Genomic DNA, 18,904 nt, shown 5'->3' with positions numbered 1-18,904 from the left:
GCGGGTCGTTCGCCGATAGCCAGCCCGGCCGGAGTCTCTACACTGGCCGGATGACCGACACCGACGACCTCCGCGCCTGGCTGATCCTCCTGCGCACGCCCGGCGTCAGCGCCCGACAGCTGCGCGAGGGCCTGCAGGCCCGCGGCAGCGCCCCCGCGCTGCTCGCCTGGCTGCTGCGACACACCGAAGCGCTCGACGCGGAAAGCCAGGCCTGGCTGGAGCGGCCTGACGAAACCGCCCTGGCCGGCGACCTCGCCTGGGTGAACGGCGGCCACGACCAGCGCCTGCTGCGGTGCACGGAGGAAGACTTCCCCCCACAGCTGGAAGCCATCCCTGACCCGCCGGCCGCGCTGTTCGTCAAGGGCGATGCCACCTTGCTGCTGCGTCCGCAGGTCGCCATCGTGGGCGCGCGAAAGGCCCAGGCACCCGGCCTGGCCAATGCCCGCCGGTTCGCCGCCGCCCTGGCCGAAGGGGGCCTGGTGGTCACCAGCGGCATGGCCGACGGCATCGATGGCGCCGCCCACGAGGCCGCCCTGGATGCCGGCCAGCCGACCATCGCCGTCATCGGCACCGGCCCGGACCGGGTCTATCCGCCCAAGCACCACGCCCTGGCCCGGCGCATCGCGGCCCAGGGGGCCATCGTCAGCGAGTATTCGCCGGGCACCAATGGCGTGGCCTACCACTTTCCCCAACGCAATCGCATCATCGCCGGGCTCAGCCTGGGTGTGGTGGTGGTCGAGGCCGGGCTGCGCTCGGGCTCGCTGATCACCGCCCGGGTCGCCGGCGAGCAGGGCAGGGACGTCTTCGCCCTGCCCGGTTCCATCCACAACCCGCTGGCCGAGGGCTGTCACGCGCTGATCGCCGACGGCGCCCGGTTGGTCCAGCGGCCGGACGACGTGCTGGCCGCGCTGGCGCCGGCCGCCATGGAACTGGGCGCCCTGCTGCGCGAGCGGCTGACCGCCGACCAGGCCGCACCGGCCACCGCCCGGTCCAGGCGCGCTCCGTTCGACTGGCGGGCCGATGAGGAATATCGCCGCCTGCTGGACGTCATGGGGTACGATCCCGCTTCTCTAGACGCCCTGGTGGGCACGACGGGGCTCGCCGCCGGGCCGCTGTCGTCCATGCTGCTGATTCTCGAACTGGAAGGCGAGGTCGCCTGCCTCCCTGGAAACCGTTATCAGCGCGTGATGTAAGCACGTGCCGCTTGACAGGCATCCCGGCGTTATGTTCCCACTAAATATATACATACCCTGGGGCCCCCTGGCCCCGGCGGTTTTCGGAATCGGTTAACGCATGGCAAAGAACCTGCTCATCGTCGAGTCGCCCGCCAAGGCCAAGACGATCAACAAGTACCTCGGCACGGATTTCCAGGTGCTGGCGTCGTACGGCCACGTGCGCGATCTTCGGCCCAAGGAGGGCGCGGTCGATCCCGAGCACGGCTTCGCCATGGCCTACGAGGTGATCGAACGCAACGAGAAACACGTCGATGCCATCGCCAAGGCGGCCAAGGCCGCCAGCAGCATCTACCTCGCGACCGACTTGGATCGCGAAGGCGAGGCCATCTCCTGGCACATCAGCGAGATCCTGCGGGAACGCGGCCTGCTCGAGGGCAAGGACGTGCAACGGGTGGTGTTCAGCGAGATCACACCCAAGGCCATCAAGGAAGCCGTGGCCAACCCGCGCAAGCTCTCGCACGACCTGGTCGATGCCCAGCAGGCGCGCCGCGCGCTGGATTACCTGGTCGGCTTCAACCTGTCGCCGGTGCTCTGGCGCAAGGTGCAGCGGGGCCTGTCGGCAGGTCGCGTGCAGTCGCCCGCGCTGCGCATGATCGTCGAGCGCGAACTGGAAATCGAAGCCTTCCGGGCGCGGGAGTACTGGACCATCCAGGCCAACCTCACGCACAAGGACGGCGCCTTCGACGCCCGCCTGGTTCGCCTGGACGGCAAGAAGTTCGAGCAGTTCGACCTCACCAACGAGGCCGACGCGATGTCGGCGCGCACGGCGCTGGAACAGGCCGCGGCCGGCAATTTCACTGTCGGTGAGGTCACCAGCAAGGAGCGCAAGCGTCGCCCGGCGCCGCCGTTCACCACCTCCACGCTGCAGCAGGAGGCCGCGCGCAAGCTCGGTTTTTCCACCAGCCGCACCATGCGTATCGCGCAGGGCCTCTACGAAGGCGTCGGCCTGGGCAGCGAGGGCAACGTCGGCCTGATCACCTATATGCGTACCGACTCCGTGGCCCTGTCCAACGACGCCACGACCGAACTGCGCGAGCTGATCGCCAACGAATACGGCAGGAACGCCTTGCCCGACGCGGTGCAGGCCTACAAGTCCAAGTCGAAGAACGCGCAGGAAGCGCACGAGGCCATCCGCCCCACCTCCGCCATGCGCACGCCGCGCAGCGTCGGCTCGTTCCTCAACGACGACCAGCGCAAGCTCTACGAACTCATCTGGAAACGCACGGTCGCCTGCCAGATGGTCCACGCCACGCTCAACACCGTCTCGGTGGAGTTCCCCGTGGCCGACTCCGCATTCCGTGCCACCGGCACCACGGTGATCGACCCGGGCTTCCTCGCCGTGTACGAGGAAGGCAAGGACCAGAAGGGCGATGAAGACGACGACCAGCGCCGCCTGCCGCGCCTGACCCAGGGCGAGGTCGTGCCGGTCGCCGCCATCGCGGCCGACCAGCACTTCACCGAGCCGCCGCCGCGCTTCTCCGAAGCCAGCCTGGTCAAGACGCTCGAGGAATACGGCATCGGCCGTCCGTCCACCTACGCCAGCATCATCCAGGTGCTGCTCAGCCGCGAATACGTGCTGCTGGAAAGCCGCCGGTTCAAGCCGACCGATGTGGGTCGCGCCGTCAGTCAGTTCCTTTCCGGCCACTTCGCCCAATACGTCGATTACGACTTCACCGCCCGGCTCGAAGACGAGCTGGACGCGGTCAGCCGTGGCGAAGAAGCCTGGGTGCCGCTCCTGGAGCGGTTCTGGCAGCCGTTCAAGACGCTGGTGGACGACAAGACCGAATCGGTCGACCGCAACGAGGCCACGGGCGCGCGCGAACTCGGCGACGATCCGAAATCCGGCAAGCCGGTGTCGGTGCGCCTGGGCCGCTACGGCGCGTACGCGCAGATCGGCAGCAAGGACGACGAGGCCAAGCCCACCTACGCCAGCCTGCGTCCCGGCCAGAGCATGCACACCATCACGCTGCCGGAGGCGATGGAACTGTTCAAGCTGCCGCGCAACCTGGGTCAGTCGGAAGCGGGCGACGATGTCACCGTGGGCGTGGGCCGTTTCGGTCCCTTCGTGAAGCAGGGCAGCATGTATGCCTCGCTCAAGCCGGAAGACGACCCTTACACCATCGAGCTGCCGCGCGCCCTGCAGCTGGTGCAGGAGAAGCTCGAGGCCATCGCCAACCGCATCATCCTGGACTTCGGCGACGGCGTGCAGGTGCTGAACGGTCGCTACGGTCCGTACATTACCGACGGCGAAAAGAACGCGCGCATCCCCAAGGACAAGGAGCCGAAGTCGCTGACCGAAGCCGAATGCCGTGAACTGCTGGCGGCCGCGCCGATCAAGAAGCCGCGCGGCGGCCGTGCGGCGAAGAAAACCGCGACGAAGAAGGCCGCTGCAAAGAAGGCGACCACGAAGAAGGCCGCGGGCGACGCGCCGGCGAAAAAAACGGCCGTAAAGAAAGCGGCGGCGAAAAAGTCCGGCGCGAAGAAATCCACGGCGAAGAAAACCGCAGCAAAGAAGACAGCTGCGAAGAAAGCGTCCGCGACGAAGAAAACGGCAGCGAAGAAGGCCGCCGGCACGGCGGCGTCCAAGACGGCGTCGCCCGCCGCGGACTGATATGCGACGCATCGCTCTCGCCGATGTCGCCCTGGCCGCTGCCCGGCTTCGCGAGGGCGGCGTGCTCGCCTACCCGACCGAGGCCGTGTTTGGCCTGGGTTGCGACCCGCACGACCGCGTGGCCTTCGAGCGGATCTTCGCGCTCAAAGGGCGCCCCTCGTCGCTGGGCGTGCTGCTCATCGCTGCGGATTTCGATCAGGTTTGCCCCTACATCGACGTCAGAACCGTGCCGGCGCAGGTCCTCGAGGATGTGCGTCAGTCGTGGCCCGGGCCGCACACCTGGGTGTTCCCGCGCAGTGGTGACGTGCCCGACTGGGTCGCCGGTGGCCATGCCGGCATCGCGTTGCGCGTGACCGCGCATGCGCCCTCCGCCGCGCTGTGCCGGGCGTTCGGTCGGCCGCTGGTATCCACCAGCGCCAATCCGCACGGCCAGCCGCCTGCGCGCGACCTCGCCACGCTGGAACACTACTTCGGCGACCGCCTGGACGACGCCCTGGACGCCCCGCTGGGCGACCAGTCGCGTCCCACCACCATCCGCGACGCCTTGACCGGCGCTATCATCCGCGCCTGAAACAGGGGGAACCACCGTGTCGACCGCTTGCGAACTCTCCGGCCGTGAAAACGCGCCCAGCCTGCCGCTGCTGATCGGCGCGCCCTCGCGCGTGGTCGCCTGGCGCGACGGTCGCCCCGTCACCGTGTCGACCTTCCTGGCCCATGTGTGCCAGGTGGCCGCGCTGCTTCCCGAGGCGGGCAGTGCCGTCAACCTCTGCGAGGACCGCTACGCGTTCCTTGTCGCCTTCGCGGCACTGATCGTGCGCGGCCAGACCAACCTGCTGCCACCCTCGCGCGCCACGCATGCCGTGGATGAAGTGATGGCCAGCCATGCCGGCTCGTACGCCATCGGCGAGCGGCTGCTGGATCCTTCGCCGGCCGGCTACGTGTGCATGCCCGTGCTGGACGATGCCGCATCGTCGTCCGATCCCGTGCCCGCGATCCCCGCCGATGCGGTGGTTGCGATCGGGTACACCTCCGGATCCACCGGCAAGCCGAAGCCCAACGTGAAGACGTGGGGCAGCTTCGCCGCCAGCAACGCCGGTAACGCCGGCATGCTCGTGGGCACCATCGGTCGCGCCTTCGATGTGGTGGCCACGGTGCCCCCGCAGCACATGTACGGCATGGAGATGTCGGTGGTGATGCCGCTGCTGTCGGAAGTCAGCGTGCACTCGGGTCGTCCCTTCTTTCCCGCCGACGTCGCCACCGCCCTGGCCTCGATGCCCGAGCCCCGGGTGCTGGTGACCACGCCGGTGCACCTGCGCGCGCTGGTGGAGTCCGGCGTCACGTTGCCCGGCCTTGCCGCCTTCGTTTCCGCCACGGCGCCGATGCCGGTGGAGCTCGCCCGCGCCGCGGAGGCACGTTTCGGCGCGCCGTTGCACGAGGTGTTCGGCTCCACCGAGACCTGCGTCTTCGCCAGCCGCCGCACGGCGACCGACGATCACTGGTCGCTGTACCACGGCGTCACCCTGCACCCGCAGCCGGACGGTACGCTGGTCGATGCGCCGCAGCTGGCGGAGCCGATCGCCCTGGCGGACATCGTCACGCTGCACGACGAGGGACGCCGCTTCCAGCTTCGCGGCCGCAACACCGACCTGCTGGAGATCGCGGGCAAGCGCGCCTCGCTGGGCGACCTCAACCGCCGGCTGCTCGACATCGACGGCGTCCAGGACGGCGTGCTGTTCCAGCTCGACGACGCGGACGCCTCGGGTATCCGCCGCATCGCCGGGTTGGTGGTCGCGCCGGCCATGACCGAGCAGGCCGTGATGGCGGCGCTGCGTCGCTCGATGGACCCGGTGTTCCTGCCGCGCCCGTTGCGCCTGGTGGATGCCTTGCCGCGCAACGAGACCGGCAAGCTGCCGCGGGGCCCGCTATTGCAGATGCTGGCGGCGCGCGGCTGATAGAATTCCGGGCTACTTGCCCGGAGAAACAGCATGAAGGTCCTCGTTATCGGCGGCGGTGGTCGCGAACACGCGCTGGCGTGGAAACTCGGCCAGTCCAACCGGGTGGACGAGGTGATCGTCGCGCCCGGCAACGCCGGCACCGCGCACGAGCCGGGCCTGCGCAACGTGCCCATCGCCGTGACCGATATCGATGCGCTCGTGGCGCTGGCCAGGGACGAAGGCGTCGGCCTGACCGTGGTCGGGCCGGAGGTGCCGCTGGTCGCCGGCGTCGTCGACCGCTTCACCGCCGCCGGGCTGCGCTGCTTCGGTCCGTCCGCCGGCGCGGCACAGCTGGAGGGCAGCAAGGCCTTCGCCAAGGCGTTCCTGGCCCGTCACGACATCCCCACGGCGCACTATGCGGTGTTCACGCAGCTGGCGCCGGCCCTTGAGCACGTGCGCGGCACCGGGGCGCCCATTGTCATCAAGGCGGACGGCCTGGCCGCCGGCAAGGGGGTCGTGGTCGCCATGACGCTGGCCGAGGCGGAGGCGGCGCTGGAGGACATGCTCGGCCAACAGGCCTTCGGTGACGCCTCGTCGCGTGTCGTCATCGAGGAATTCCTCGAGGGCGAGGAAGCCAGCTTCATCGTCATCGCCGACGGTCGCCATGCGCTGCCCATGGCCACCAGCCAGGACCACAAGCGTCGCGACGACGGCGACCTCGGCCCGAACACGGGCGGCATGGGCGCCTATTCGCCGGCACCGGTGGTCACCGACGAGGTCTCGGCGCGCGTCATGCGCGAGATCATCCAGCCCACGCTGGATGGCATGCGTGCGGATGGCGTGCCCTTCACCGGGTTTCTCTACGCGGGCCTGATGATCGACGCCACCGGCGCGGCCAAGGTCATCGAGTTCAATGTGCGTTTCGGCGATCCGGAAACCCAGCCGATCATGCTGCGCCTTCGCTCCGACCTGGTCGACCTGGTCGAGGCGGCGCTCGACGGGGCGATAAGCGAGGCCAGTGCCGACTGGGATCCGCGACCCGCGCTCGGCGTCGTTCTCGCCGCGGGAGGGTATCCGGGCAAGGTGCGCGCGGGGGACGCGATCACCGGTGCCGACGGCGATTTCGGTATCGACGTAAAGGTCTTCCACGCCGGCACGGCCCAGGACGACCAGGACCGACCGGTGACCGCCGGCGGTCGCGTGCTGACCGTCTGCGCGCTGGGCGACGACCTGGCACAGGCGCGTGGCCGGGCGTATGCGGCGGTGGAACGCATCCATTTCGCCGATGCGTTCCACCGCCAGGACATCGCCCATCGTGCCTTTGATCGCTGAGGTCAGTGCGCGTCCATCACGGGTTTGATTTGCCAGCGCTGGTCGTCGCTGACGCGCCGGTGATGCCTGAACTCCTCGTACACCAGGTGCGACCCCCCATTGGGATTGGGTGCGGTATCGCCCGGATTCGGCTTCTCCGGATAGGACCACCAGGGCGGCAGCAGCGCATGGTGCCGGTTCGGCCGGATGGCATCGTGCAGGTCAGGATCGAACATCGCGTTGGGTACCCCCTGGCGCAGGTGCAGCCGCCAGCGATCGCCACCGTTCGTTTTCGAGTGCAGACGGTCGGCCGACCACATCCATTGCTGGTTGAGGACCGCGCCGCGGCAAGCCTCCGCGCGAATCGCCCCATCAGTGAGGTCCGTCGTCAGGCAGGCCCCGCTGGCCCGGTTGCGGTAGGTGCTGTCGGTGTCCAGATACCACTGCTGCTCCCGCCCACTGGTACCCATGCCACAGGCCTGCAGGGTGACCGTGGGAGCCGACGGATCGGGCTGGGTCAGGCATAGGCCTTCGCCTTGCATCGATTGCAGGCGCACGCTGGGCTGGCGTCAGATACGGCGAGTCCAGATCCACCCGTAGGGTGAAGCTGATGTCGGATGCCGGGTCATCCGGCAGCGCCTCATCGAACCGCCTGGTGGGCAGCGACGCGTCGAAAAACACGCGGTTGACCACCGTGCTGCGTGTCGTGATGTCGAGCTTGCCCTGCCACTTGCCCGGTACGCGCCACGACGAAGCGGTTTCCACGTTGGCGCTGCGCATCATGCTGGTCGCCTTCTTCATGCTGTAGCGTTCGTAGCCGAGCCTGTTGTATCCCTCGCTGAAGCGCTTCGGGTCGTGGGCGATGTCGCTCGACAAGCCGAAGCTCCAGATCACCTGGTGCACCGTCTCCGTGTCGGCGAGTTGCGTCTCGATCCCGTAATCGTCGATCCGCATCGAGACGATCTTGTCTTCGACCACCTTGTCGATGCCGGGGAACAAGGTAGGCAGCTTGCCCAGCGCGCCGACGGCGCCCGACGGCAGGCTCGTGAGGAAGTCGACGATATTGGCGGGTACGCTGGAGCCGCCGCCGCTCTCCGTCCACAGGCGGCTGGTGACCAGTTGGGCCGTCGGCTGGCCGTTCACCGGCTGCAGGCCCTCCAGCTGGATGGTGACATCGCCGCCGACAGGAGCCACCGACGTACTGACGTCGTAGCGCAACGGAATGAACAGGTAATACCCCTCGTCCGCGCCGAAGCCGTCCTTCCCGAGCGCGCCATTATCGTCGGGCTTCTGCATCACCCGGGTCTTCACCGATAGCACCTTGTCGTCGCGACCGGGGCGGACGTCGCGTGTCACCGTGATGTCGTAGGCAATCTGCCGTCCCCCGGCGAAACGTTTTTCGTTCGTGATATCCAGGCGAGGGACGTAAGTACTGTTCCACGAGGCGCGCGGGGCGGCGAGGAGGGCGGCGAAGCGCTTCGGTCGCGGCGTGTGCCGCTCGATCCACTCCGCGATCATGCTGGCGGCCTCTGTAGGCCCCACTTCGTCCGCGACGGAAGCGACTTCGAGTTTTCCTGCCGGGGTGCGGAGGTAGACGGCGCGCCGGGTGTCCGCCTGGAAGCCGAAAACGTCCAGGCCACGCGACGATGCGTGTTCGCCTGTCACCAGCACGGCCCGGCCCGCATCCAGCGCAGACAGCACCCGCGTGCGCTCCGCCGCATGCGTCAGGTCGGCCTCGTCCACCCATACCAGCCGGCCGCTCAGGCCGTGGGCCACCCATGCATCGCTGGTGGCCGGATGCGCGTCCGGGCTGAGGGCGGCTGAGAGGCTGTCCAACGGGATGGGTCGCAAGGGCGGAGCCGCGCGGGTCGGCGGGGACGCCAGCGGCAACAGCAGGGCGGTAGCGACACAGAGGGTCAGGGATCGATGTTTCATGGGCCATTCCTTTGGCGAGGGGAGTGTCAAGAATCTCGGACTTACCCACGCAACGAAGCCAGCCAGGGCCCGAATATGTGTAGGAAACCGCTGGCGCGCTTTGACCACACAGGCTTCCCCCCGTCGTTTACACTGCGAGCCAAACACGAGGTGACCGGCGCATGTCGCAGTTTTCTTTGTTGGGCACACGTCGCTTCGCGCCGTTCTTCTGGACACAGGCACTCGGCGCGTTCAACGACAACGCGTTCCGCAACGCCATGGTCATGCTGGTGGCGTTCCAGATGGCGCTGCCCAAGGAGCAGGTGTCGCTCTATACGAACCTGGCGCCCGCGCTGTTCATCCTGCCGTACTTCCTGTTTTCCGCCACGGCGGGCCAGCTGGCGGAGAAGTTCGAGAAAACGCGCATCATCCGCTACGTGAAGCTGTTCGAGATTGCCGCGATGACGATCGCCGCGATCGGCTTCTTCACCCACCACATTGCTCTGCTGCTGGTCGTGCTGTTCCTGATGGGCATGCACTCGACCATGTTCGGACCGATCAAGTATTCGATCCTGCCGCAAGCGCTGGACCGGACAGAGCTGGTCGGCGGCAACGCGCTGGTCGAGACGGGCACGCAGCTGGCGATGTTGGTGGGCATGATCGTCGGCAATGCGCTGATGCTGATCGCCGGGTACGGCACGCTGGCCGCATCGCTGACCACGATCGCTATCGCGGTGGCGGGCTACGTGGTCAGCCGGTCCATTCCCGTGGCGCCAGCCACGGCGCCGGACCTGCGCTTCAACTGGAACCCGCTCAGCGAGACATGGCGCGTGCTGAAGCTGACCCACGAAGACCGCGCGGTGTTCAACGCGATCCTGGGTATTTCGTGGTTCTGGTTCTTCGGTACCGTGATGATCGCCCAGTTGCCGAACTACACCCGGGACGTGCTGGGAGGCGACGGTTCGGTCAATACCCTGGTGCTTACGTTGTTCTCGTTGGGCACGGGCGTCGGCTCGCTGTTATGCGAGAGGCTGTCGGGCAAGCGCGTAGAGATCGGCCTGGTGCCGATCGGCGCCTTCGGCCTCACGGTGTTCGCGGTGGACCTGTTCTTCGCCCGGCCGGGCGTGACCCCGGGTCTCTCGCTGGGCTGGATGGCATTCCTCGCCGCACCGGGTGCATGGCGGGTGGCGTTCGACCTGACGATGATCGGCGCGTTCGCCGGCTTCTATGTGGTGCCACTGTTCGCCTTCGTCCAGAGTCGCGCGCCGAGGGAGCGGCTTTCAAGGGTGATCGCGGGCAACAACATCGTCAACGCGGTGTTGATCTGCATCGCGTCGGGATTCGGCCTCGGACTGACCGCACTGGGCCTCGACACGCCGACGATCTTCCTGGTCACCGGGCTGGTCAACATTGCGGTGGCCGCATACATCTTCACGCTCGTACCCGAATTCATGATGCGCTTCATCACCTGGGTGCTCGTGCACACGCTGTACCGCATTCGCGTGCAGGGGCTGGAAAACGTGCCCGACGAGGGCGCCGCCCTGGTCGTCTGCAACCATGTGAGCTTCATGGACCCGTTGATCCTGATGGCCAGCGTGCGACGGCCGATGCGCTTCGTCATGTATCACCGGATTTACGACCTGCCGGTTCTCCATTTCGTCTTCCGCACCGCCAGGGCGATCCCCATCGCTGGCCGTCACGAGGACGAGGCTTTGCTCGCCGCGGCCTTCGAGGCGATCGACCAGGCGCTGGCCGAAGGCGAGGTGGTCTGCATCTTTCCCGAAGGCGGCCTGACCAAGGATGGCTCGATCATGCCCTTCCGCCCCGGGGTGGAACACATCCTCGCCCGCCGCCCTGTGCCGGTGGTGCCGCTGGCCTTGCGGGGGCTGTGGGGAAGCATCTTCAGCCGGCGTGACACGGCGCTGGGCCGGACCCGCCTGCCACGTCGCTTCTGGTCCAGGATCGAACTCGTGGGCAGCGTGCCCACGCCGGCCGCGCAGGCGACCGCCGCGTCGCTGCACGCGCGGGTGGATGAACTTCGTGGTGACCGCGCCTGAAGCCGTCGGCGTCGAGACCTGCACAGTCTCCGGACCGGGGCCATCAGGCGCGGGCGCGATTTACTTGCGCACCAGGACGGGCTGCCAGCGCTCGTCCGCGCTCACCTCGCGATAGGCCAGGTAGCTTTCCGGGACCGGTGGTGAGACGGTAGCGAGCCGCGGAATCACGTCGCCGGGCGTCGGCTTGTTCGGGTAGGACGACCAGGGACGTAGCAGCGGATGGCTGTCGTTGGACACGATGACCTGATGCAGGGCGGGATCGAACTTGGCATTTGGACGTCCGCCGCGGACATGCAGGCGCCAGTGGTTGCCGCCCGCATAGCGCGAGTGGATGCGATCGGCCGACCATGACCACTGCTTGTTGAGCGAGGGGCTGTCGCAGTCGGACACCACTACCTCGCCGCTGGTTTCCTCCGCGGTGAGGCATCGCTTGCTTGCCCGGTTGCGATACGTGCCGTCCAGCTCCAGCATCCACTGCTGCCCGGGATTGGCCTCGCCGCGGTCGCAGGCGGCCATCACGACGTCTGGCCGGCCGGTATCCGGCTGGGTAAGACAGGCGCCCGTGCCCGCCAGCGACTGCAACCGCACGACCGGCTGACGCGCAAGGAACGGCGAGTCCATCGATACGCGTGTCGTGAACTCCATGACGGACTCCTCGTCGTCCTCGACAGTGGAATCGTTTTCAAGCGTGTCGTAGACGCGAGTGGCGACGTCGGCGCGTGTGGTGACGACGAGGTCGCCATCGCGATCACCCTGGATGCGCCATGTCGAGGCCATTTCGAGCGTGGCGCTCTTCATCATCGGCGTGGCTTTCCTCTCGGAAAGCAGCGAGGCGTTATGGTTCTCGCCATCCTTGAAATAATCGATGTCGCTGGCAATGTCGTTCGCCAGCGGGAATGCCCAGCTCACGCCACGTGATTGCCCGATCGTCACCGGAGTGACATGCGTCGTGTAGTCCTTGAGTGTCATGGTGACCGACTGGGTCTCCATGCGCTCCCTGCCACTGGAAAGCATCACGGGAAGTTTGCCCGCCGACGGGGCCCCGACGCTGGCGAGGGCGGCGAGGACATCCGGCGTGGCGCTGAGGTTGCTCGATGCCTTGATGCTGAGCGAGTGATTGACCGTACGCTCTTTCACGCCATCGGATACGGGGGCATATTCCTGCAGCGTCACGAGGGAGGCATCGTCGGCGAAGTTGAGCCCGGTCGTGACGCGATAGCGGTCGGGGACGAGCAGGTAATAAGCCTTGCCGCCCGGATTGGGCGCGCCGTTCCACCAGGTGCCGCGGCGCGATGGGGCCTGGTTGACCTGTGTCTTGACGATGACCACCTTGTCGTCTCGGCTCGGGGTGACGTCGCGCATGATTTTGATGTCGTGGAAGATCCGGCGGCCATCGGCGAACGGCTTGTCCACCCGCAGTTGCAGCGACGGGGTATAGCTTCCATCGTCCAGCTTGTCCGCGGCGTTCACTCCGTCGACCTGGCGGGCCAGACGTACCGGTGTCGGCCGACCGGCCTTCGGCGAGGAACGGGCGAACCAATCAGTCACGCGTGCGGTCGCGTCTTCGACGGACATCGCATCGTCGATGACCATCACGTCCAGCACTCCGTCGGGAGAGCGTCGATAGACCGACATGCCGGACTGGCCGGCGAAACCGAACATCGCTCGTTCGGTGTCGCCCGTGCCGTTCCGGCTTACCAGTATCCCGTCGCCGAGCAACAGCGCTTCCGCCACGAGTTCACGAACCTCCCGCGACGCCAGTTCGGTGCTGGTCAGCCAGAGCAGCCGCGCCTTTGTCTCCGCGCCGGCCAGGTGGGGAAACGAGAAGTGGGAGGCCGATGTGCGTTGTCCGTCGGCGGCTAGCGCTGTGCCGAGTTCGGAGAGCCGAAGATAGACGGGAGGGGCGGATGTTGATGCGGGCGACGCGACGGCATGACCGACGGTGCCCATGAGGGCGAGACTGAGACACAGGGAGAGGGGATGACGCATGCCAGTTCCTTGGCGGTGGGGGGAGCCCGCAGCATCGCAATGTCTATCCTGACTCTTCTGTAGGAAAACCCCGATAAGTGAGTATGTGTTCGCTGCGGTCTCAGGCCACCCATGCCGCGAGCACGATCACCGCGACCACGGCAAGCCAGACGATCAGTACGCGGCGAATCACCCGACGGGCGTCCTCCAGTTCCACCAGCGGGTCACTGACATCCTGTGCGTAACCGTCGCCGGCTTCCACATCGGCGTCGACTCCCGCTCGGGCCACCGCGCCGAGGAAATCCGGCTCCAGTCGCGAGCGCGGGCTGCCCGAGGTGTGATGCCAGTGCTTCCATGCGCCCATCACCGCATCGAAGTCGGATACCAGGGCCATGGCGAAGACCATGAGGTGGGCGGGCAGCCAGTCCAGCGCATCGGCCAGGCGATGTGCCGACGTACGCGTGGCGCCGTCCAGCGACACCGAAGCGTCGCGCCCCAGCACCTGCGCCAGTCTATAGCCCAGCGCGCCGGCGGGGCCCAGCAGCAGGAACCACAGCAGGACGCCGAACCGGCGGCGCAGGGCGCCGTAGAACGCGGCCTCGACGATCGCCGGTGCGTACCACGGCAGGGGCGTCTCGTCATGGCGCAGTGCGTTCAGGGCTTCATCGCGGCGCAAGGGATCGGCGGCGCGCAACACGGCGTCGATATCGGTTTCGATCTCGCGCGGGCCCAGGGAATAGGTGAGCACGACGATGGCGAAGACCAGCCAGGCCAGATCGAAGAAGGGCAGCGAGTAAAGCAGCCCCGAGACGGTCGCGGCCAGGGCGACGGGTACCAGCAGAAGTATCGCCACGCGACCGTGGCCGGACAAGTCTCCCGTGCGCGCGACCCAGCCGCGGAACCAGCGATCATCCCGCCAGCGCGCCAGTCGGGGCACGCTCCAGACGACGACCAGGGCGATGAGGATGGCGAGGAGACGTAGGGCCATGGCGAGCGCAATCCGTAGATGGATGACTCGATTGTAGGCGAAGAACTCAGTGGCGCGGCGCGTCCGCCAGCAGTTGCTCGAGCGATACGTGCCGCTGCGCCAGCCAGTGCTCGATCAGCCGGTACGACACCGACAGCGGCGGTGGTACGCCCAACTCGCCGGAGCGTATGCCGGCGGCGATATCGTCCGCGGTGAACCAGCGGGCGTCTTCCAGTTCGTCGTCGCGAAGCACGATCTCGCGGGTTTTCGCGGTGGCGGTGAAGCCGACCATCAGCGACGCGGGCATGGGCCAGGGCTGCGACGAGTGGTACGTGGCGTGCAGCACTTCCACGCCCGATTCCTCGCGCACCTCGCGCTTGACGGCATCTTCCAGCGATTCGCCCGGCTCGACGAAACCGGCCAGCGTCGAATAGCGACCCGCCGGCCATCCGCGTTGCCGGCCGAGCAGGCAGCGGTCGCCGTCCTCCACGATCACGATGATGGCCGCGTCGGTGCGCGGAAAATGCATGTGGGGGCCATCGGGGTTGGTGCATTGCACGCGATGTCCCGACGCCACGACGAGGGTCGGCGCGCCGCAGAGGTTGCAGAACCGCATCTGCCGCTGCCAGTGCGTAACGCCCTTGGCGAAGGCGAACAGGCCCGCATCGAAGGCTGGAAACACCAGTCCGGCCTCGCGCAGGTTCATGCGCCGAGCGGCGGTCAGGTCGACGAACGTCGCGGCGTGCGCTTCGTCCAGTACCAGGGCGAACCAGGCGCTGCCGGCGGCCAGGCCCAGCAAGGTGGACGGCACGTCGCCGAAGCGCTCGGCGCGCAGGGCCGATGGCATCCACTCGGGATGTTCGGCCTGGGCGGCCACGAAGGTCTGGCCTTCGCTGTCCAGCACCAGAAAGCGTGTATCGGCCGCGCGTTCGATCTCTTCGACCCAGACCCGATCCTCACGGCGCTCGGCCATGCGGTCGATCTCCAGCCCCGCGAAAACATTGCTCACGCGGTGGCGCCGCTCATGCGCTGAACGAGGAGCCGCAGCCGCAGGTCGTCTTCGCGTTCGGGTTGCGAATGACGAACTGCGAGCCGCTGAACGACTCCGCGTAATCGATCTCGGCGCCCGTCAGGTATTGCAGCGACAGGGGATCGACCACCAGCGTCACCCCTTCGCGGGACACGGCCAGGTCGTCTTCGGCCTGTTCCTCGTCGAAGGTGAACCCGTACTGGAAGCCCGAGCAGCCGCCGCCACTGATGTAGACGCGCAGCTTGAGCGACGGGTTACCTTCTTCGTCGATCAGCTCGTGCACCTTGCGGGCCGCGGCCTCGGTGAAGATCAGGGGCGCACCCGCCGTGCGGTAATCCGGCGCGGATGCCGACGGAGCCATGGGGAAGGGGTTGTTCATGCCGTCCATAATGGCGCCGATCGGCGACAGGTCAAGCCTCGGATGTCACCGGCGCGGCGGCGATGGCCGCCTGGGCCAGCTGGCGGACCGTCACCGGGCCGCGGTGGATCATCTTGCCGTTCACCTGCGCGCCGGCCGCCATCTCCAGCACCTGGTAGTGCACATCCCCCTCGATGCGGGCCAGCGGCGCCAGTTCCAGGCGTTCGGCGGCGTCGATATCGCCGGTGACCGCGCCGTTTATCACCGCATGCGGTACCTCGATGCGCCCGACCACGCGGCCGGTCTCACTGATGGTGAGCACGCCGTCGCTGCCCGCCTCGGCGTGGACGGCGCCTTCCACGGTGCCATCCAGATGCAGGTTGCCGTTGAACGACACGTCGCCCCGGATGACCACGCCACGGGCGATCAGGCTCGTCGCCGCGGCATTGACCGCCGGCCCCTGCGTTTTCCCCTTAGTGCTGAACATCGCTAGCCTCGTCGTTGCGTGTGACATCGGTCCAGGACAGCGTGGCGGCGACCTCTTCCTGGCCGGCGCCCTTCGCCTGCAGGCGGAGCCGCGTCGGCTGGAAGCCGGTCGGCAGCGTGAAGCTGCCCTGGACCTGTTGAAAATACCGGAAGGCGAACGGCAGGCCCTCCCCGGAAACGGCCAGCCCGAGCGCGGGGCCTTCCAGCGTGCGCACCGTGTTGTCCTGGATACCCTCGACGGCGAGGCGCAGGTTGCCCTTGACCGGATCGCCGCCCCGGGCGCTACGCGTGAGGGTGACCACCAGGTTCCATGCGTCCGCGCTGCCCCTGACCGCCGTGGCCCGGGCTCCCTGGATCTTCAGGCCGTCGCGCTGGCCGCCGTTGCCCACCAGTCGCGTGTAGAACGCCAGGTCGGCGCGAAGGCCGCTGATTTCCTCGTCGCGCTCGGCGAGGTTGCGCCGAAGCTCCCTGGCGGCAATCCCCGCGACCTGACTGTCGCGCTGCCCGTTGGCAACCTTCTGGCGCAGCGCCTCGCCCTCCGCATCGCCGCTAGCCGCCGTTGTCGATGCGCCAAGGGGATGCGGCTGCCGCGCGCTGACCGCCGCCCAAGTCACCAGTGCCACGGCCACCAGGCTGCCCAGCCAGGCGGCCAGCAGCAGGAGGCGCTTGCGTCGTGCCATCGAGAGATCCTCGAGACGACGTACGACGAAGCGGGGTGGATGGCGTGACGCCATGAGCGGGTCCGTGGAGAATGCGTGAAGGCCGAATGGTATCGCCTTGGCGGCTCCGGGCGAAAAGTTCGTTGCGTATGGCCGTGGTGTTGGTGGGCTCGCCTTCGGCATCGCGTTTGGCTTTGGAGCCTTGGAGCCATGGCGCCTGGAGCAAGAGCCGGCGGCTAGCCCCCTCGGTGCCACGCCTGCGGCGACCCGCTAAGGAAGGGCCGCTCCGCGGCCGTTTATTGATTGCCCTATGGGCCGGGTCGGGCTTCGAACGGGGGTTTCCGATTCGCCATCCCCGGCTGGGGGTAGGAGCGCACGATGTGCGCGAACCCTCAACCTACCTAAGGCGACAGACGCCATACGCAACAGGCAAGCAAGCGTTCCCAGCTACGAAGCGAAACCTGGCTCTTCGCTCTCCCCGCACGCAACCTCACCGTTGGAAAGAGCCGGCGGGCGCCACCCTCGGGGACGGTAGCCGCAGGCGAGGGCTTCGAACGGACAAGGCCGCGTAGCGGGGCCGGCCAGGACGGCCGGCCGTTTCCGCTGAGCCACGGAGGGCGAATCGGAAACCTCCGTTCGAAGCCCGACCCGCCCCGAAGGGGAATAAATACACGGCCGCGGAGCGGCCTTTCATTGACGGGTCGCCGCAGGCGTGGCCACGAGGGTGGCACCCGCCGGCTCTTGCTCCACGGCCCAAAGCCCAATGCGACGCCAAAGGCGAGCCCACCCCATCAGGCGTACAAAGAAAAAACCGCCTCTCGGCGGTTTCTTCTTCAATGCTTGTCGAGCGACCCCACCTTGCTGAGCATGTAGCGCTCCGGCCCGATGTCCGAGATGAGGCTGAACTGCGTCTCGAGCCAGTCGATGTGCTCTTCTTCCTGGCCAAGGATGAACTTGAAAAGGTCGCGGCTGACGAAGTCGTGGATACCTTCGCTGTAGGCAATGGCCTCGCGCAGGTCCTTCGTGGCGATCATTTCAAGGTCCAGGTCGCCCTGGAGCGCTTCGACCACGTTCTCGCCGATGCGCAGCTTGCCCAGGTGCTGCAGGTTGGGCAGGCCGTCGAGGAACAGGATGCGCTCGATCAGCTTGTCGGCGTGCTTCATTTCCTCGATGGACTCTTCGTACTCGTGCTTGGCGAGTTCGTTGTAGCCCCAGTCCTTGAACATCCTGTAATGAAGGAAGTACTGGTTGATCGCGGCCAGCTCGTTGTAGAGGACCTTGTTGAGGAATTCGATGACTTTCGCGTCGCCCTTCATGGGGTGTCTCCCTGGATATTCAGCCGCGACTATACGTGCCGCGGCCAGGGCGTGACGTAACGAGAATGAACAAGGTTCGCGTCCGCAAGTGCGGATACCGCGGGGCTCAGGCCGTGGTGGCCAGGAACGGGAGGGAGCGGCTCTCGCTGACTGCCTGGCGCAGGCACTGGCGGGCTTCCGGCTCGCACGCGCCGCAGCAGTCCGAGCAACCGGTGCGAGCCTGGAGTTCGGCGAACGACTCGACCCCATCGGCCGCGGCGCGGCGAATGGCGTGGTCGGTGACGGCATTGCACATGCATATGTACATGGGTCGGCATTCGAATACGAATGCGAACGATTGTCAACCGCACAAATGTGAAGGCGTGAGCCAGGCCGCCTTACTCGCCGCCGCGGGCCAGTCTTTCCAGTTCGGCCTGTTGGGGGCAGGTGCCCACCGTGACGGAACAGACCGTCTCCACCATGGGCGCGAACTGCCGCAGGGCCCGTTCGTAGACCTGGCGCTTGAAATTCACGACGTGGTTGGCGGGGTACCAGAAGTCCACCCAGCGCCAGAGGTCGAACTCGGGCTTCTCGCAGGCATCCAGGCGAAACGCATCCTCGGTGCATTTCAGGCGCAGCAGGAACCACACCTGTTTCTGGCCGATACAGGTGGGCCGCTGGTGGTGGCGCACGAAGCGGCTGGGCAGGCGGTAGCGCAGCCAGCCACGGGTTTCGGCCAGCACTTCCACGTGCTGGGCCAGTAGGCCGGTTTCTTCTTCCAGCTCGCGGTACATGGCTTCTAGCGGGGTTTCGTCGCTGCGCATGCCGCCCTGGGGGAACTGCCAGCCGTCGCGGTTGACCCGGCGCGCCCAGAACAGGCGCCCGTCGCCATTGAGGAGGACGATGCCCACATTCGGTCGATAGCCATCAGCGTCGATCATCCGCCCTCCGCGAAACATGCCGCTCCTGCTCGATTCAACCACAGCGCGAGAAGACGGGGCAAGGCGCTACTTGAACGGAAGGCCGCCGCCGATTAAACTGCCCGGCCTTCGTGAGCCTAGCTTGCGAACGACCAGGTT

The 18,904-nt window shown here is 67.2% G+C and carries 16 protein-coding genes and 1 pseudogene; 6 read left to right on the top strand and 11 right to left on the bottom strand.

The features are described from left to right. The first annotated feature begins 50 nt into the window (after positions 1-50). The 5 genes from dprA to purD all read left to right on the top strand — a co-directional run bounded on the left by dprA (position 51) and on the right by purD (position 7,112). Positions 51-1,193, top strand: coding sequence for a DNA-processing protein DprA (gene dprA, locus FA89_RS03910; protein ID WP_036138400.1), 1,143 nt, complete (start codon positions 51-53; stop codon positions 1,191-1,193). A 100-nt stretch (positions 1,194-1,293) separates the two neighbouring features. Next, positions 1,294-3,846: a DNA topoisomerase I gene (locus tag FA89_RS03905; RefSeq protein WP_036138397.1), complete on the top strand. Its 2,553-nt coding sequence runs from the start codon at positions 1,294-1,296 to the stop codon at positions 3,844-3,846. A 1-nt stretch (position 3,847) separates the two neighbouring features. After that, a complete protein-coding gene (locus FA89_RS03900) occupies positions 3,848-4,417 on the top strand; it encodes an L-threonylcarbamoyladenylate synthase (RefSeq protein WP_036138394.1) in 570 nt (189 codons plus the stop codon). A 16-nt stretch (positions 4,418-4,433) separates the two neighbouring features. Then, on the top strand, positions 4,434-5,798 hold the full coding sequence (locus tag FA89_RS03895; protein ID WP_036138392.1) for an AMP-binding protein: 1,365 nt from the start codon (positions 4,434-4,436) through the stop codon (positions 5,796-5,798). A gap of 33 nt (positions 5,799-5,831) precedes the next feature. After that, complete coding sequence (gene purD / locus FA89_RS03890) at positions 5,832-7,112, top strand: phosphoribosylamine--glycine ligase (RefSeq protein ID WP_036138390.1); 1,281 nt, start codon at positions 5,832-5,834, stop codon at positions 7,110-7,112. A 2-nt stretch (positions 7,113-7,114) separates the two neighbouring features. On the opposite strand, the gene FA89_RS20545 is transcribed toward purD, so the two are convergent. Beyond that, positions 7,115-7,411, bottom strand: a complete 297-nt coding sequence (locus FA89_RS20545; protein WP_036138387.1) for a hypothetical protein — start codon at positions 7,409-7,411, stop codon at positions 7,115-7,117. 42 nt (positions 7,412-7,453) lie between these two features. Next, positions 7,454-7,633: pseudogene (locus FA89_RS20915) on the bottom strand (ricin-type beta-trefoil lectin domain protein); the annotation flags it as partial. A gap of 1,554 nt (positions 7,634-9,187) precedes the next feature. Here FA89_RS20915 and FA89_RS03875 point away from each other — a divergent pair. Continuing rightward, positions 9,188-11,062: an MFS transporter gene (locus tag FA89_RS03875; protein ID WP_036138383.1), complete on the top strand. Its 1,875-nt coding sequence runs from the start codon at positions 9,188-9,190 to the stop codon at positions 11,060-11,062. 60 nt (positions 11,063-11,122) lie between these two features. Here the strand turns inward: FA89_RS03875 and FA89_RS03870 are convergent, their stop codons facing one another. The 9 genes from FA89_RS03870 to FA89_RS03830 all read right to left on the bottom strand — a co-directional run bounded on the left by FA89_RS03870 (position 11,123) and on the right by FA89_RS03830 (position 18,766). Further along, positions 11,123-13,051 (bottom strand): RICIN domain-containing protein, encoded by a 1,929-nt coding sequence (locus FA89_RS03870; protein ID WP_036138382.1) that lies wholly within the window; start codon positions 13,049-13,051, stop codon positions 11,123-11,125. Positions 13,052-13,151: 100 nt separating this feature from the next. Continuing rightward, positions 13,152-14,018 (bottom strand): hypothetical protein, encoded by an 867-nt coding sequence (locus FA89_RS03865; protein WP_036138380.1) that lies wholly within the window; start codon positions 14,016-14,018, stop codon positions 13,152-13,154. Positions 14,019-14,064: 46 nt separating this feature from the next. Continuing rightward, complete coding sequence (gene nudC, locus FA89_RS03860) at positions 14,065-15,006, bottom strand: NAD(+) diphosphatase (RefSeq protein ID WP_036138379.1); 942 nt, start codon at positions 15,004-15,006, stop codon at positions 14,065-14,067. A 13-nt stretch (positions 15,007-15,019) separates the two neighbouring features. Continuing rightward, positions 15,020-15,406, bottom strand: a complete 387-nt coding sequence (erpA, locus tag FA89_RS03855) for an iron-sulfur cluster insertion protein ErpA (RefSeq protein ID WP_081916807.1) — start codon at positions 15,404-15,406, stop codon at positions 15,020-15,022. Between the two features lie 31 nt (positions 15,407-15,437). Then, positions 15,438-15,872, bottom strand: coding sequence for a bactofilin family protein (locus FA89_RS03850; RefSeq protein ID WP_051938502.1), 435 nt, complete (start codon positions 15,870-15,872; stop codon positions 15,438-15,440). Next, positions 15,859-16,551 carry a DUF6776 family protein gene (locus tag FA89_RS03845; RefSeq protein ID WP_051938501.1) on the bottom strand — a complete coding sequence of 231 codons (693 nt, stop codon included), beginning with the start codon at positions 16,549-16,551 and terminating at the stop codon, positions 15,859-15,861. Before FA89_RS03845 ends, FA89_RS03850 begins: the two co-directional genes overlap by 14 nt. An 812-nt stretch (positions 16,552-17,363) precedes the next feature. After that, positions 17,364-17,846: a bacterioferritin gene (gene bfr, locus FA89_RS03840; RefSeq protein ID WP_036109515.1), complete on the bottom strand. Its 483-nt coding sequence runs from the start codon at positions 17,844-17,846 to the stop codon at positions 17,364-17,366. A gap of 106 nt (positions 17,847-17,952) precedes the next feature. After that, complete coding sequence (locus FA89_RS03835) at positions 17,953-18,141, bottom strand: (2Fe-2S)-binding protein (RefSeq protein WP_441295031.1); 189 nt, start codon at positions 18,139-18,141, stop codon at positions 17,953-17,955. A gap of 82 nt (positions 18,142-18,223) precedes the next feature. Further along, a complete protein-coding gene (locus FA89_RS03830) occupies positions 18,224-18,766 on the bottom strand; it encodes an RNA pyrophosphohydrolase (RefSeq protein WP_036138375.1) in 543 nt (180 codons plus the stop codon). Positions 18,767-18,904: the final 138 nt, after the last annotated feature.

It is taken from the genome of Luteibacter sp. 9135, from assembly GCF_000745005.1.
Lineage (GTDB): Bacteria > Pseudomonadota > Gammaproteobacteria > Xanthomonadales > Rhodanobacteraceae > Luteibacter.
Note: the sequence above shows the minus strand (reverse complement) of the source record. Positions and strands in the feature narration are given on the sequence as shown.

Bases quoted from the DNA above. Each gene is read 5' to 3' on its own strand.
- dprA (WP_036138400.1), top strand. From the start codon at position 51: ATGACCGACACCGACGACCTCCGCGCCTGGCTGATCCTCCTGCGCACG.
- FA89_RS03905 (WP_036138397.1), top strand. From the start codon at position 1,294: ATGGCAAAGAACCTGCTCATCGTCGAGTCGCCCGCCAAGGCCAAGACG.
- FA89_RS03900 (WP_036138394.1), top strand. From the start codon at position 3,848: ATGCGACGCATCGCTCTCGCCGATGTCGCCCTGGCCGCTGCCCGGCTT.
- purD (WP_036138390.1), top strand. From the start codon at position 5,832: ATGAAGGTCCTCGTTATCGGCGGCGGTGGTCGCGAACACGCGCTGGCG.
- FA89_RS20545 (WP_036138387.1), bottom strand. From the start codon at position 7,411: ATGTGGTCGGCCGACCGTCTGCACTCGAAAACGAACGGTGGCGATCGC.
- FA89_RS03875 (WP_036138383.1), top strand. From the start codon at position 9,188: ATGTCGCAGTTTTCTTTGTTGGGCACACGTCGCTTCGCGCCGTTCTTC.
- FA89_RS03870 (WP_036138382.1), bottom strand. From the start codon at position 13,051: ATGCGTCATCCCCTCTCCCTGTGTCTCAGTCTCGCCCTCATGGGCACC.
- FA89_RS03865 (WP_036138380.1), bottom strand. From the start codon at position 14,018: ATGGCCCTACGTCTCCTCGCCATCCTCATCGCCCTGGTCGTCGTCTGG.
- erpA (WP_081916807.1), bottom strand. From the start codon at position 15,406: ATGAACAACCCCTTCCCCATGGCTCCGTCGGCATCCGCGCCGGATTAC.
- FA89_RS03850 (WP_051938502.1), bottom strand. From the start codon at position 15,872: ATGTTCAGCACTAAGGGGAAAACGCAGGGGCCGGCGGTCAATGCCGCG.
- FA89_RS03845 (WP_051938501.1), bottom strand. From the start codon at position 16,551: ATGGCACGACGCAAGCGCCTCCTGCTGCTGGCCGCCTGGCTGGGCAGC.
- bfr (WP_036109515.1), bottom strand. From the start codon at position 17,846: ATGAAGGGCGACGCGAAAGTCATCGAATTCCTCAACAAGGTCCTCTAC.
- FA89_RS03835 (WP_441295031.1), bottom strand. From the start codon at position 18,141: ATGTGCAATGCCGTCACCGACCACGCCATTCGCCGCGCCGCGGCCGAT.
- FA89_RS03830 (WP_036138375.1), bottom strand. From the start codon at position 18,766: ATGATCGACGCTGATGGCTATCGACCGAATGTGGGCATCGTCCTCCTC.